10 protein-coding genes are annotated in these 14,658 nt (G+C 35.8%); 2 read left to right on the top strand and 8 right to left on the bottom strand.

Translation table 11 applies throughout. The annotated features are described in order from the left end of the window. Positions 1–73: 73 nt before the first annotated feature. From G9Q29_RS06495 to G9Q29_RS06480, 4 genes are all read right to left on the bottom strand, one after another. Positions 74–802, bottom strand: coding sequence for an LOG family protein (locus G9Q29_RS06495; protein WP_166134495.1), 729 nt, complete (start codon positions 800–802; stop codon positions 74–76). A 220-nt stretch (positions 803–1,022) separates the two neighbouring features. Further along, positions 1,023–3,854, bottom strand: a complete 2,832-nt coding sequence (gene uvrA, locus G9Q29_RS06490; protein ID WP_166134493.1) for an excinuclease ABC subunit UvrA — start codon at positions 3,852–3,854, stop codon at positions 1,023–1,025. Between the two features lie 137 nt (positions 3,855–3,991). After that, positions 3,992–7,072, bottom strand: a complete 3,081-nt coding sequence (locus tag G9Q29_RS06485) for a WD40/YVTN/BNR-like repeat-containing protein (RefSeq protein ID WP_166134491.1) — start codon at positions 7,070–7,072, stop codon at positions 3,992–3,994. Between the two features lie 62 nt (positions 7,073–7,134). Beyond that, positions 7,135–7,872, bottom strand: coding sequence for an outer membrane lipoprotein-sorting protein (locus tag G9Q29_RS06480; RefSeq protein ID WP_166134489.1), 738 nt, complete (start codon positions 7,870–7,872; stop codon positions 7,135–7,137). 394 nt (positions 7,873–8,266) lie between these two features. Here G9Q29_RS06480 and G9Q29_RS06475 point away from each other — a divergent pair, with 394 nt between their 5' ends. Together G9Q29_RS06475 and G9Q29_RS06470 are read left to right on the top strand one after the other, a co-directional pair. Next, on the top strand, positions 8,267–9,190 hold the full coding sequence (locus G9Q29_RS06475) for a ketopantoate reductase family protein (protein WP_166134487.1): 924 nt from the start codon (positions 8,267–8,269) through the stop codon (positions 9,188–9,190). A 94-nt stretch (positions 9,191–9,284) separates the two neighbouring features. Continuing rightward, positions 9,285–9,842: a hypothetical protein gene (locus tag G9Q29_RS06470; protein ID WP_225872898.1), complete on the top strand. Its 558-nt coding sequence runs from the start codon at positions 9,285–9,287 to the stop codon at positions 9,840–9,842. A gap of 45 nt (positions 9,843–9,887) precedes the next feature. On the opposite strand, the gene G9Q29_RS06465 is transcribed toward G9Q29_RS06470, so the two are convergent. The 4 genes from G9Q29_RS06465 to G9Q29_RS06450 form a co-directional block, all read right to left on the bottom strand. Next, positions 9,888–10,487 carry an RsmD family RNA methyltransferase gene (locus G9Q29_RS06465; RefSeq protein WP_166134485.1) on the bottom strand — a complete coding sequence of 200 codons (600 nt, stop codon included), beginning with the start codon at positions 10,485–10,487 and terminating at the stop codon, positions 9,888–9,890. Then, positions 10,484–11,290, bottom strand: a complete 807-nt coding sequence (locus G9Q29_RS06460; RefSeq protein ID WP_166134483.1) for a DUF3822 family protein — start codon at positions 11,288–11,290, stop codon at positions 10,484–10,486. The genes G9Q29_RS06465 and G9Q29_RS06460 overlap by 4 nt, the downstream gene beginning before the upstream one ends. A 102-nt stretch (positions 11,291–11,392) precedes the next feature. After that, positions 11,393–12,832: an FAD-dependent oxidoreductase gene (locus G9Q29_RS06455; RefSeq protein WP_166134481.1), complete on the bottom strand. Its 1,440-nt coding sequence runs from the start codon at positions 12,830–12,832 to the stop codon at positions 11,393–11,395. Positions 12,833–13,111: 279 nt separating this feature from the next. Further along, positions 13,112–14,521 carry a glycosyltransferase gene (locus G9Q29_RS06450; protein WP_166134479.1) on the bottom strand — a complete coding sequence of 470 codons (1,410 nt, stop codon included), beginning with the start codon at positions 14,519–14,521 and terminating at the stop codon, positions 13,112–13,114. Between the last annotated feature and the right edge of the window lie 137 nt (positions 14,522–14,658).

Here is a 14,658-nt window from a genome sequence, read left to right as displayed (position 1 = left end):
ATACAAATGCTTGCTATGAGTCAAATTTTACCCAAAAAAAAAAGAAGCTGTTGTGAGCAGCTTCTTTATCGTGTTAAAAATTAGGAGATAAATCGTATTTTTTATAAAAGGCATCAATTACTGCCACAACTTCATCTTCGGTATCTACAATCTTAATTAAGTTTAAATCTTGAGGACTCACTGTTTTTTCTTTTTCTACAAGTACCGTTTTTACCCAGTCAAGCAACCCAGACCAAAAACTGCTTCCTACCAATATAATCGGGAATTTTCCAATCTTTTTGGTTTGAATTAATGTGATCGCTTCAAAAAGTTCATCCAATGTTCCAAAACCTCCTGGCATCACAACAAATCCTTGAGAATATTTCACAAACATTACTTTGCGAACAAAGAAATAATCAAAGTTTAAGTTTTTATCAGTGTCAATGTACGGATTAAAATGCTGCTCAAATGGCAACTCAATATTCAATCCTACAGAGATTCCACCGCCTAAATGCGCACCTTTATTACCCGCTTCCATAATTCCAGGACCACCGCCTGTAATTACGCCGTAACCCGCTTTACTAATTTTGTAAGCAATTTTTTCTGCCAATAAGTAATTTGGATCCTCCGGCTTTGTTCTCGCCGATCCAAAAATAGACACACATGGACCTATTCGCCCCATGCTTTCGTACCCATTTACAAACTCGGACATGATTTTAAAAATCGCCCAACTGTCGTTTGCTCTAATTTCGTTCCAAGTTTTTTGCTTTAAACTATCTTGGATTATTTTATCCTCGTCATTATCAAAATCTTCTAATCTCATATTCTGTCTTTTAATTATCTTTTCTATTTTTTTCAGGAGCTTTATCCTGCTGTCCGTTCTATCTTTTTATTTTTTTCTTTAAAAAATAAAAAGGATGCCACTTCCATCAGGGCTAAAAATCGAGCCTGCTAAAGTAATTCTTTTTTTAAAACTGCAACATACTGCTTTTGTAGTTTTTTTCTAATTTTTTAGTCTCATATTCCCCTTCAAAAGATGGGAATTAAACCAACTCTTTCTTTAAAAACTGTGCGGTATAGCTTTTTTTGCTTTTTGCAACTTCTTCAGGCGTTCCCTTGGCAATCAACTGACCGCCGCCTTTTCCGCCTTCTGGACCAATATCAATAATGTAATCAGCCAGTTTAATGACATCCATATTGTGTTCAATAATTAGGATCGTATTTCCTTTATCAACTAGTTTGTTAATCACTTCCATCAGCACTCTAATATCCTCAAAATGGAGTCCTGTTGTAGGTTCGTCTAAGATGTAAAACGTATTTCCAGTGTCTTTTTTAGACAATTCTCCCGCTAACTTAATGCGTTGTGCTTCACCACCAGAAAGTGTGGTACTCTGTTGGCCAAGTGTAATATAGCCTAAACCAACATCTTGTAAGGTTTTAACTTTTCTATATATCTTCGGAATCATTTCAAAGAATGGAACGGCCTCATCAATGGTCATGTTCAATACATCCGAAATGGATTTTCCTTTGTATCTAATTTCTAGTGTTTCTCTATTAAAACGTTTTCCTTGGCACGTCTCGCATTCCACATACACATCTGGCAAAAAGTTCATTTCTATTGTTCGAACACCTGATCCTTCACAGGTTTCACAGCGTCCGCCTTTTACATTAAAGCTAAAACGTCCCGCTTTGTAGCCCCGAATCATACTTTCAGAAGTCATTGTAAACAGATTTCTGATTTCAGTAAAAACTTCGGTGTAGGTTGCTGGGTTGCTTCGAGGTGTTCTACCAATCGGACTTTGATCAATATCAATCACTTTATCGATATGCTCTAAACCTTCAATTTTTTTGTACGGTTGCGGTTTCTTGACACCATTAAAATAATACGCATTCAAAATAGGGTAGAGCGTCTCGTTAATCAAAGTCGATTTTCCACTTCCCGAAACTCCCGTCACGCAGATCATTTTACCCAAAGGCAACTCAATCGAAACGTTTTTTAGATTATTTCCAGTTGCTCCGGTTAATTTTAGGAATTTTCCGTTTCCTTCTCTTCGTTTTTTAGGAACTTCAATTTTCATTTCGCCATTCATATACATCGCTGTAATAGTATGGTGTTTCAAGATTTCGGCAGGTGTTCCTTTACTAATGATTTCACCTCCGTATTTCCCGGCTTTAGGTCCAATATCAATCACATAATCAGCGCGTTCTATCATGTCTTTGTCATGTTCCACCACCACTACCGAATTTCCAATATCTCGCAATTGCTCTAGCGATTGTATTAGTTTTTCATTGTCACGCTGGTGCAAACCAATACTCGGTTCATCCAAAATATACAATACACCAACCAATTGAGAACCAATTTGTGTGGCCAAACGAATACGCTGCGCTTCACCTCCTGAAAGTGATTTCGAACTTCGGCTTAAAGCCAAATAATCCAAACCGACATTCATCAAAAAATGTAATCGATCCTTAATTTCTTTGATTACTTCAGTGGCAATACGCTTTTGTTTATCAGATAAATGGTTGTCTAAATCTTTAAACCAAGCAGTCAAATCCGAAATGTCCATGTCGCACAACTCGGTGATATTTTTAGTGTTGATTTTAAAGAATTGTGCCTCTTTTTTTAATCGAGAACCTTCACAAACCGGGCATTTTATCTCGTCCATAAATTCCTTTGCCCAGCGCTTGATTGTCGCCGATCCACTTTCATCGTATTGGTTTTTTATGAAATGCGAAATTCCTTCAAAATCAATTTTATATTCTTTGGTAACTCCAGCTGTTTTCGATTCGATGCTAAATTTTTCTTTGCCACCATTCAAAATCATTTCCATTGCTTCAGTAGGAATGGTTTCAATAGCATCAGTCAATTTAAAACCGAATTTTTCACCAATGGTTTCCAATTGCTTAAAAATCCAAGAGCTTTTGTATTCGCCCAAAGGGGCAAAACCACCCGCTTTAATAGATAATTTTGGGTTTGGAACAATTTTTTTACTGTTGACCTCATTCACAGTTCCAAGTCCGTTGCAATGATCACAAGCTCCTTTTGGAGAATTGAAAGAAAACAAATTAGGCTCTGGATTTTGATAAGATATTCCAGTGCTAGGACACATCAAGTTCCGACTAAAATAGCGCACTTCATTCGAATCTTGGTCGAGAACCATCAATACATTTTCACCTTGATTCATCGCGGTATTAATGCTTTCCATCAAACGTTTAGTGTTATCTGGTGTGTCTTCAATTACCATTCGATCCACAACAATTTCGATGTCGTGTGTTTTGTAACGGTCGAGTTTCATACCTAGAGTAATATCAAGTACGTCGGCATTGACACGAACTTTCAAAAAGCCCTGCTTAGCAATTTGTTGAAAAAGCTCTGCGTAATGTCCTTTTCGAGCTCTAATTACAGGCGCCAAAATATTGATTCGTTTTCCTGCAAAATCCTGAATAATCAAGTCCTTAATTTGCTCGTCAGAGTAAGAAACCATTTTTTCTCCGGTGTTGTAACTGTAAGCATCGGCACCACGAGCATAAAGTAAACGCAAGAAATCATAAATTTCAGTTATAGTTCCTACCGTGGAACGCGGACTTTTACTGGTTGTTTTTTGTTCAATTGCAATCACAGGCGAAAGCCCGTCGATTTTATCAACATCTGGACGTTCTAATCCACCCAAAAACTGACGCGCATAGGCCGAAAACGTTTCTACATAACGGCGTTGCCCTTCGGCATAAATGGTATCAAAAGCTAAGGAGGATTTGCCAGATCCCGAAAGTCCAGTAATTACAACTAGCTTTTCTCTTGGAATGGAAACATCTATATTTTTTAAGTTGTGCACGCGAGCGCCTTGAACTTCAATGGTATTGTCTTTGTCTAGCATAATTTTTTGCAAAAAAGCAAAGTTACCATTTTGAATTGTTCTTTTGATGCAACAGTTTAGAAGTTTGTGTTAAAATGAGGTATAAAAAAAACGCCAACCGAAGTTAGCGTTTTTGATACAATTTGTTTTAAATGTTCTTATTCTGCAATAAACTCTGCAAATGTTTTCAAAACAAACGGAATGTTTTGTTCTTTTGCTTGTTTTAAATAATTAGCTTCATTTTTAGCTTTAACGGTCTTGAACTCCTTCATTTCGCTATCAAAGCGTTGCATAATCGATTCCTTATTTTCTAATTGTGAAGGAGAAGGAGCTGTAAAGTTGCTAGCAATAGAAGCGTATAATTCTCCAAGTTTCTCTCTCAACTGAGGTTCTGCTGAAGCTACGTAGCCATCACCAGTAGTAACTACCATTTTTGCTTTTATATTTTCAAAATCAGTTTTTATTTTTGTACCATTTTTAGCAAAACCTTTATTTTTAGCAATTAATTGATCTAATAATTTTACAGTTTCGTCAATTTCATACACTGCATAAGCTAGTTCCTCGTTTTTGTTGAACAACTCTCGAGTTGTTTCTTTTTGTTTCGCTCTATCAGCAGCAGATATACTACTTTTTGGATCATTTATAACTTTAAAATTGTGAGTATAAGTCTCTTTTCCTTTCGTCATTACTACTTTATAATTACCCTCTTGCACGCGTGGCGAAGTAAATCCTGCATAAGAAACTGTTTTTCCAGCAGCAATTTTTGGATTTTTCATGTTGTAGTCCCAAGTTACTACGTTGATTCCTTTTTGTTTGCCTGCAGGTAGCGACACCAATTTATTGCCTTGTTCGTCTTGTATTTCAAGATCCATCTTACCCAAAGTATGTCTTTTTTTCAAGTAATAGATAATTTGAGCACTTGACGATGGATTATTACCCACAAACTCCAATTCTGTGGCAGTAGTTCCAAAACTTGACTGCTCTTCAATTACTGCTGGCTTCATATCAAAGAAATGAACATCTTTAGCAAGAACGTCTTGACTGATTTGACGCAAGGGTGTAATATCATCTAGGATGATGACCCCACGACCATGAGTTGCCATAACCAACGAATTAGTTTTAGTACTTAATTCCATGTAGTGCACAGCAACCGCTGGCATTTTATTGGTAAAATGAGACCAGTTTGCGCCACCATCTACAGTTATGAATAGACCTTTCTCGGTACCCAAGAACAATAAGTTTTCATTGGTGAAATCTTCTTGAATATTACGCACAAAACCATCAACATCAGGAGTAATAATTGATTTCCATGTTTTTCCAAAATCGGTCGTTTTGTAGGCATATGGAGTATAGTCATTTTTTGCATGACCCTCAAAAACAGCATAGGCTGTTCCTTCTCCAAAAGTACTTGCTTCAATGTGATAACACCAAGTATTTTTTGGAAGTCCAGCAATGTTAGCAACCACATTAGTCCACGTTTTTCCGCCATCTTTGGTAACTTGTACATTACCGTCGTCAGTACCGGCCCAAATCACTTTTTCGTTTAATGGAGACTCGGCAATTGTAAAAATAGTACAGTGTTTCTCTGCACCAGAATTGTCAACAGACAATCCACCCGATTTTTCAGTGTTGTATTTTGAAGCATCGTTTGTAGTTAAATCGGGTGAAATTTTGGTCCATGTACGACCCATATCTTCTGATTTGTGTACGAATTGACTTCCCATGTAGAAACGATCGGCTTGTTTTTTACTTATTTCCATTGGAGCATTCCAGTTGAAACGTAATTTTGGATCACCTTTTACTGCCAGTGGCTGAATTGTGATTAACTCTTGCGTATCTGTATTGTAGCGCCAAACATTTTCGGCACCTTGCATTTCACTGTAAATGATATTTTTGGTTGGATGTTTGATTACTCTAAATCCATCACCTTGACCAATTCTTGTCCAGTCTCTAGATTCAATTCCGCCCGGACTTTTTGAAGGACCGTACCATGAGCCGTTATCTTGCAAACCTCCATAAACATTAAATGGTTCTTTATCGTCGATACTCACATGATAAAACTGAGAAACAGGAATGTTGCTGACCATTTCCATAGTATTGGCGCCATCCCAACTTCTATAAACACCTCCATCTGTACCGCAATACATTCTGTTACTATCATTAATATCAAAAACGACATCATGAATGTCTGAGTGCATGTTTCCAAGGTTTTTAAAGGTTTTTCCACCATCTCTACTAATCGATCCGCTCAAACCACCTTTGACAACAATTTCAGGATTTTTTGGATCAACAGTGATTCTCGAAAAATAGAAAGGTCTTACCACTAAACCAAAATCGTTATTTAGATGTTTCCAATTTGCACCAGCATCATCAGATCGATACAAACCATTCAATTCTGGTTTTTCTGTTTCAAGTACCGAGTATAAGATGTTGCTGTTAGAAGGTGCAACAGCAATGGCTAGTCTACCCAATTGACCTGCTGGAAAACCAGTGTGGATTTTGTTCCAAGTTTTTCCATTATCCACAGATTTGTACAAAGCCGATTTAGTTCCACCCGAACTGAATGACCAACCCGTTCTCCTGAATTCCCAAAAAGAGGCATACATGATGGCGCTATTTTTAGGGTCGATAATCAAATCTGAACAACCTGTTTTGTTATCCACAAAAAGAACTTTGTTCCAAGTGTTTCCGCCATCTGTTGTTTTATAAATACCTCTTTCGTCGCTATCACCCCATAAGGCACCGAGAACACCAACCCAAACAATATCGCTATTTTTCGGGTCAACGACAATAGAACTAATACGGTCAGATTTAGGCAATCCCATGTTTTTCCAGTTCTGGCCTCCATCTGTCGACTTGTAAATTCCATCGCCCATAGAAACACTATTCCTTGTCCACGTTTCTCCGGTACCAACCCAAATGTTTTGATCTGGTTTTGAGGGGTCAATAGTGACACAACCGATGGATTGAATATGTTCATCAAATATTGGATTGAAAGAAGCTCCACCATCATTACTTTTCCAGACACCGCCGCCAGCTGTACCGGTGTAAATGATTTTATTATTGGTAGGATGCACTTCAAGATCCGTAATTCTACCACTCATTAAAGCAGGACCTAAGTGTCTGGCTTGAATGTCACCAAAAAGCTCTTTGCCTTTCAGGACGATTTTATCTTGTGCCAAAGCATTTGTTGCAGATAGTATACCTATATACACAACCCACATAATTCTTTTTTTCATAAAAATGTTTGTTAAAAAAAGTCCTTATTTTGCAATAAGGACTTCGAGTTGTTTAATAGATATTATTGAGCTGGAAAAGCGTAAATTTTTGAATCTAAAGTAGGGTTTAAAGTAATTTTTTTAACCTTCATTTCTTGGCCACCTTGATTAATTGAAAATGGGAAATAGATTCCGTCCACCTCTTGATAATCGCTCATAGTAGAAGTTGATTTTTGTCCTTTTGCAGGTCCTTGCTTAATCTCAGTTTCAGCTGCGATTGGTAAATTGTTCTCGGTTTCAAAAAAATAATAAGAAACATCATCAGATTTTACACCATTTACCATGACTGGTTTTTTAGTGAATTTTATTTTGTAGCACTCTGTTCCTTCTTTTGTTTCTTTGCCCATAAATTCTGCACTATATCCTTTGGATTTGTAGTCTAAAAATGGCTCTGGAAAATCTTCATTACTTAGTTTAGCATTTGCTGTAGTTTCTGCATCCATTTTTTCAGCTTTCATAGTCATAAAGTTGGTGCTCCACATCGTTTCACCGTCTGACGCCATTTGTGTAATTTCTTTTCCTTGGAAGTTGAGTTTTACAGCCATTTTCCCTCCTTTTTCTTGGAAAACTTCGACCGGAATTTCCATTCCTTGAGCGTTAGTAACCATTTCCATCTTTACACTTTTCAAGGCTTTTAATTTTTCTGCGCCACCAATGGTTGTAATGTATTTTGAAATAATTTCATCTGCTGTTTGTGCAAATAATGAAGCACTGCTTGTACATAGAAAAAGTACTAGTGCGCTGATTTTTAATGTTTTCATAGTTTTTTAATTTAGTTATTTTTAGTTAGATGATTTGTGATATGTAAGTATACCTTATGTTAATTTTGTTACAAAAATCTTTATTTATGTGAATACTTGGTTTTGAATAGCATAAATAGGTATCACACGTATTGAGCTAATTTGAGGAAGACTCAGTTTCGGTTATTGTTTCAAAGATGAGATTTGGAGTTGAAATGGTCGTTTTTTTTATCGACTACAATTTAGGTGATGCCCATTGAAATTTAATACTATTGTCTTAGTCTCGAATAATTTTTTGGAACAGTAATATTATCATTTTGATTGGTTGTTGCATTCTAAAATCATAGAAGTTTATTGAAAATTTTGAGATATATTTGATAGTTTTAAAAACATAATCAAAGGAAAAGTTTATTAAGTGAAAACAAGAATTGGAATTTTAGGAATTGGTGGCGTAGGCGGCTATTTTGGTGGATTGCTAGCAAAGGCTTATCTAAATTCAGATACGATTGAAATTATATTTATAGCCCGTGGTGAAACTCAAAACGCCATAGCACAAAATGGTCTAAAAATAACTACAGATACTACTGAAAGCATTGTTTTTCCTAAGTTGGTCTCTAATAATCCAGCAGAGATTGGAGCTCTAGATGTACTTATTTGCGCTACAAAAACCTACGATATTGAAAACAGTTTAGCATCGATAAAAGATTGTATCAATTCAGAAACTATGATTTTGCCTTTGTACAATGGCGTTGATGCAAAGGAACGGATTAAAACATTATTTCCTGAAAATACAATTTTGCAAGCTTGTGTTTATATTGTTTCAATGATTGAAGCGCCTGGGGTTATTAAGAAATTTGGGACTTATGAGAATTTGTTTTTTGGTTCTACAACGGTACCAATTTCTAGATTAGAAGTATTGCAATCTATTTTTACAGATGCTAAAATCGAAAGCTATTTCGTTGAAAATATTGAGGAAACGGTGTGGGAAAAATTTATTTTCATTTCAGCGCTAGCCTCAGCAACATCGTATTTAAATGAAAATATTGGAGGGATTTTAAACAACTCTCGTAACAAAGAACTTTATAATTCTTTATTAAATGAAATTTCTAATGTTGCTTTAGCAAAAGGGCTCAAATTACCGAACGATATTGTTGTTCAAACCATAACAAAACTCGAAAAAACACCACAGAATAATACTTCATCGATGCATCGAGATTTGTTAGCTGGAAAAACTACAGAAGTGAAATCACTTACAGAGTATGTGGTTGCTGAAGGATTGAAATATGGAATTCCAACTCCGAACTATCAAATAATTCTAAAAAAATTGACAAGTATTTAAAAATAATAGTGTAAAATTCTGATTTTTTGAATTTTAATTTAGTAGGTTTGAAAACTGAAATTATTCATTAAAATTGTAATTAAAAAAAATCGAAATGCCATTGAAAAATTTTACGAATAGCAAAAATTTTATTATCGCGGCCTTTATGTCTTTGATAATTCCGAATTCTTTTGCTCAAAATATAAACTCTGTAACTAAAAGTCAATTTAAAATAAATGTGCTATTTCCAGGTTTGGTGTACGAACATGGTTTAAGTTCTAAAAACACATTGTATGCTGAAATAAGTTCGGGGTACGGATATACTTCAAATATGTTTGGGAATACATGGAGTTTTTATCCATACGTAGACACGCAGTTCCGTCATTATTATAATCTTGATAAACGTGCAGCTAATAATAAAAATACAGCGCATAACACAGGAAGTTTTGTTGCATTAATGGGAGTTTACAATTTTGAATCGATCAATAGTAACAAAAACTTCCTACCCTCACAATCGTCCTTTACACTTGCACCAGCTTGGGGTTTTCAACGTACTTACAACAAAAATTTTAACCTCGATATAAGCGCCGGAATAGGGTACAATTTTCAAGGTTCCGGCTCCAACGTCATACCTGTTATCAATTTTACACTTGGTTGGGTGATTGGTAAATAATGAAAACAAAAAAAGCGCTCATAGAGCGCTTTTTTATTGAGTAATTTATTCTTCTTCTTTATCTAAGGGAATTACTTTAACATCGTCTTCGTCATCATCCTCGTCACTTTCAATTTCGAAAAAACTAAAGATCGATCCTCCATAACTTTTTTGGAAAGAAAAATGCATCATATGATCGAGCTTGGTGTATTTTGAATGTTCAATAACCATCATACCATCCTCGTTTAGCAATTGTTTCTCGAAAACTAAAGCTACAATGCGCTCAAATGTTTTTTGATCTAAGTTGTACGGCGGATCCGCAAAGATTATATCGTAAGATGTTTTGCATTTTTCTAGGTAAGCAAAAACATCACTTTTAGTAGCAGCAATATTAAAATCGTATTCGGCAGCTACTTGTTTAATGAATTTTACGCAACCAAAATCGCCATCAACAGAAGTGATAGGTGTGCTTCCGCGTGATGCAAACTCGTAACTAATATTGCCCGTTCCTGCAAAGAGATCCAGTACTTTTAGGCTATCAAAATTAAAATGATTGTTTAAAACATTGAATAATGCCTCTTTAGACATATCGGTAGTAGGGCGAACAGGCAGTCCTTTCGGGGGAAAAATGCGTCGTCCTTTGTATTTTCCTGAAATAATTCTCATGAATGGAATAGTATAAAATGGTTTCGGTTTTCAGCTTCGGTAAAGTAATTGTTCCATCGCAAATCTTCTACATCAATCAACGATACATTTCGAATGTATTTGTACGCTATTTGATAAAGCGGATTTTCTTTGGTAATGGCTCCAATTAATTCTAAAGTGAAATATTCGGGGTTGAGCTGCAATTGTTCTGCAGTAAATAAGATGTAGTAAATAAAATCTTCGGGAGTTTGATACTCAAATGAATTGAAAAAAAGTAATTTTTGATTTTGCACTACTACAATTTCAAAATGACTTGCACTTACGTGGATAAACATTTTTTTATCCCTCTGGTTTTTCGAAGCATTAAGCAATGTTTGCACTAAAATAGTACTTGCGTGCTTGTAATTAAAAGCTCCAAATTGATCAATAAAAAAATTATTAATGTTTACGTACGGAATAAAAACAGTATTCATTTCGTAAGCAGGAATAGCATCAAAAGCAAAAAAATCAGTTTCGAATACTTTGGTATTGTATTGCAAATAACTACCTAAATATTGCTCATCAAACAAAGGTTCAGGAACAAAGGTTGCCAAATTATTATTGTGAATCACAAGTACTTCGTCGTAAGAATCACGTAATTCAGGATGTTTGGTAAAAGCATCAGCAAATAATTCTTCGATTTTTGTTGTTTTAGGGAAAACATCAAAATGAATTTCGTTAAAAGACGAAACGGTATTATTTAAAGTATCGAAACAACAAAAGGAAAGCCCCGTTAATGAAACTTGAATAGAAAGTTTTTTATGTTTTTTATCGGTAATAATCATACTGCAAAGCCTTTTTTCGAGAAGGCAAACTTACAAATTTTAAAACAAAGAAACAGATTGTGAACCAGTGAAATCAAAAGTGATTCTAATTGCGGGAAATTGCTACTTCTTTTTTAAAAGTCGTCCTCTCGGTGAATCTGCTTCCAAAAGAACTAAATCTGAATGTAAAAATTTTGCTGCAGCGGCTGAATCTTCTACTTTAACCGCACTTCGTTTTAGCATCTCGGATTCATATTTCTGTAAAACAGCTTGTCGCAAACCTACATTTCGCCAAGATTCGTTACCCCTAGAACCTGAGTGAATGGCTTGTGCCAATACTACTGCGTCCAGTAATGCTTGATTGGCTCCTTGTCCTTTAAACGGGCTCATAGGATGGGCAGCATCTCCCAAAAGGGTAATTTTATCGTGATGCAAATCCGAAGGTTGCAATAAAGCTCTGTCGTAAACCGGATAACCAGAAATTAAATTTTCAGGAGTGGCAGTGATAATCGCCGGAATAGGATGGTGCCATTGCATTCGCGCTAAAGCTTCAGTTTTTAGTGCAGCAGGTCCTTTTTCGCTGAGTAAAATCGCTTCTGATTCTGCCAGCGGAAAACTAAATTGCCACATAACCGAATTTTTGTCAAAAGGCATCATGTAAATACGTTCGTTGCCGTTTGCCGTTTGAAATACAGTAGCATTATCCAACAATGAATCTTGGATTGTTGGATTATCCTCTAACGAACAAATGCCTAAAATGACGATACAATTCAAATAACGTAAAGGGGCGATTTGGTCTCCTAAAAGCAGTTTTCGCAAGGTGCTTCTAATGCCGTCTGCACCAACAACAAGATGTGCTGTTTTAGTTATAATTTGATCATTAACTTGAAAGCTTAGTTCAATACCGGAATCTGCACAGTCTTTAAATCCAATCAATTGATGGTTCCATTGTATTGCTTGATGGTCTTGTAATTGCTCTAACAAAGCACTGCGTAAAGCTTGACGTGCAATATGAATGTTGGAGCGTTTGCCACTGTTTTTTACATCTTCTGTTAGCCATTTTCGAGCACCCCATTCGCCAATTATTTGGCCATCAGTATTGTGAACGACATGTCTTGATGATTTGATTCCTTGAGACAGGTTTTCGATACCTAAACTGCTAATCGCTTTACTCGCTTGTTGTAAAGTCAAACCATACCCTTGAGATCTAGCCTGAAAATTAATATCTCGTTCATACAATGTAAACGGAATGCCGCGGTGCAAGCAAGCTACTGCAAGAGCAGCACCACCAATCCCGCCACCAATTATAGCAACTGTGGGAAAGTTATTGAAATCAGGAGTTAAAAAAGCTGAGCCTTCAACAATTCCTGTGCCTTTACAGTTAGTGCAAATGTGCAAATGGGCTTTTGGAGGTTGTGGCATTAATCCTTTTCGAGCTTCCTTTTCGAATTGCTGAAGCGCGTTTGTGTACGCGCGTTTGGCTTTGTCGCTAAGGCCTTTACTTTTTTTGCCACGACCTTGACATGCTGTACAAAAAATCCATTTTTTGGGATTTGAAATCAATTTTTAATATTTTTAAAGTATTGTTTTAAAAGGTATTATGTATAAATAAATAAACTAAAACTTTAATAGTTATTTTCAAGAAATCTAATACAGTTTTAAATTCTTTTGAGATATTTTCGAAAGGCAAATTTAAATAAAAATTATTGGGAAGGAGTAGTGCTAATGCATAAAAACAAAGTCCTCTTTGCTAAGTGCGAAGAAGACTTTGTAGGTATATAGAAAACGATTTGTAACCCAAGTGATTTTAAAATCGTAGTAAACAAGTATATATTTTTGGATTTATTTCTGTGCGATTTCACGCGTTAACCAACCGCTTTTACCTGCCGTGGCGATCGAGTAAGGCGCGATCCAAAACAATCCGAAAGTAAACAAAATGCTATACGAGTACGCCCAGAGTGATTCTGATATACTGTATTTTTTGGCATAAAACAGAACTGGGAAAGTTGAAAATAACAGGATTCCCAATAAAGTTGAACTTACAAATAATAATGGATGTATTGTAATAAAAAACAACATGAACAACAAAAAAGGATATGTCATCACCAAGGTCAAAAATTGGTTGATGAATAAAAAACGAGTTCCTGTTTTAGATTCTTTTTTGAAATTGGTAAAAACATAGCTGGCCATTGCTAAGTTTTCTCGAACATTGCTGCGTCCCCAACGAATAAACATTTTGTACAATCCTTTGTATTTTTCAGGTACGTCGGTTAAAACGACCGCATTACGCTGAAAAAGTACTTTTTGCCCTTGTTTTAAGATCATATTGGTCATAGCACGGTCTTCGCCAATATCCGATGGAGTTCCCATAAAAGTTTGATTGATCCATTCTGGTAAACAATTGAAAACAGCAGTTCTTTTGTAGGCTGCTAAAGCGCCAGGAGTACACAACACGCTTCCCAACCTGCTTTCGGCAGAACGTACGAATTCAAAACTCATAACAAAACTTACATTCAGCATTTTTGGTAAAATAGCCGTTTTGTTGTTCAATACGCGCACATTTCCTGCAACAGCTCCACAATTTTCATCCGTAGCAAAAGGACTTACCAAGTTACGAAGGGTATCTTTTTCAATAATAGAATCACTATCAATGGTCACAAAAACGTCTCCCGTTCCTAAATGAAAACCACGGTACAAAGCATGGCGTTTTCCTTTGTTTTCCGGTTGCTGAAAAATTTCAATTTGATTGCCTAAGGTTTGTTTTGCTTTTTGCATCCATGACCAAGTATCGTCTTTACTGCCGTCATCTATGGCCATTATCTGCAATTTATGTTTTGGAAAATCGCTGCTAGCAATACTTAATAAAGTTTGATGAACCAAATGTCCTTCGTTATACGCTGGAACTATTACGGTTATCGTAGGAAGTAGTTCATCTGTAACGGAAGCGATAGGTTTGTAGGTCAAATACAAATAAACGGTATATAAAAAGTAGATTGATTTAAAGGCAAGTAACGCAAGAGTCACCATCAAAAAGGTAAAACCCAATGTAGAGTCCATTCTACTTTCGTTAAAATTATAAAAATCATCTTGCAATACATAAACTGTCGATGCGCCGATGAGCAACATCAAAATTGTAGTTCCCAATACCAATCTATTTTTTAAAACTGTTTGCGAAATTTTTGGCGTTGTAAAAACTGTTTTTTCAGTTCTTTCAAAGATTGGGTTTGCTGTTGGTAAGGTTTGCGTTTTCATGTGTAATTGTTTTTGTTGTTTACTCAAATTCCTTTTTGCAATAGCAGTACCATTTCTATTTACAATTGATTATCAATGTTTTAATGCTTTTAAATTTATTTAATGTGTATAATAATTACTCAATTGTTACCCATTAC

The organism is Flavobacterium turcicum, from assembly GCF_011365745.1.
Taxonomy (GTDB): domain Bacteria; phylum Bacteroidota; class Bacteroidia; order Flavobacteriales; family Flavobacteriaceae; genus Flavobacterium; species Flavobacterium turcicum.
Note: the sequence above shows the minus strand (reverse complement) of the source record. Positions and strands in the feature narration are given on the sequence as shown.

What these genes read in the sequence shown, in the direction of transcription:
- G9Q29_RS06480 (WP_166134489.1), bottom strand. Translation starts at nt 7,872, where the DNA reads ATGAAAACATTAAAAATCAGCGCACTAGTACTTTTTCTATGTACAAGC.
- uvrA (WP_166134493.1), bottom strand. Translation starts at nt 3,854, where the DNA reads ATGCTAGACAAAGACAATACCATTGAAGTTCAAGGCGCTCGCGTGCAC.
- G9Q29_RS06470 (WP_225872898.1), top strand. Translation starts at nt 9,285, where the DNA reads ATGCCATTGAAAAATTTTACGAATAGCAAAAATTTTATTATCGCGGCC.
- G9Q29_RS06460 (WP_166134483.1), bottom strand. Translation starts at nt 11,290, where the DNA reads ATGATTATTACCGATAAAAAACATAAAAAACTTTCTATTCAAGTTTCA.
- G9Q29_RS06465 (WP_166134485.1), bottom strand. Translation starts at nt 10,487, where the DNA reads ATGAGAATTATTTCAGGAAAATACAAAGGACGACGCATTTTTCCCCCG.
- G9Q29_RS06495 (WP_166134495.1), bottom strand. Translation starts at nt 802, where the DNA reads ATGAGATTAGAAGATTTTGATAATGACGAGGATAAAATAATCCAAGAT.
- G9Q29_RS06450 (WP_166134479.1), bottom strand. Translation starts at nt 14,521, where the DNA reads ATGAAAACGCAAACCTTACCAACAGCAAACCCAATCTTTGAAAGAACT.
- G9Q29_RS06485 (WP_166134491.1), bottom strand. Translation starts at nt 7,072, where the DNA reads ATGAAAAAAAGAATTATGTGGGTTGTGTATATAGGTATACTATCTGCA.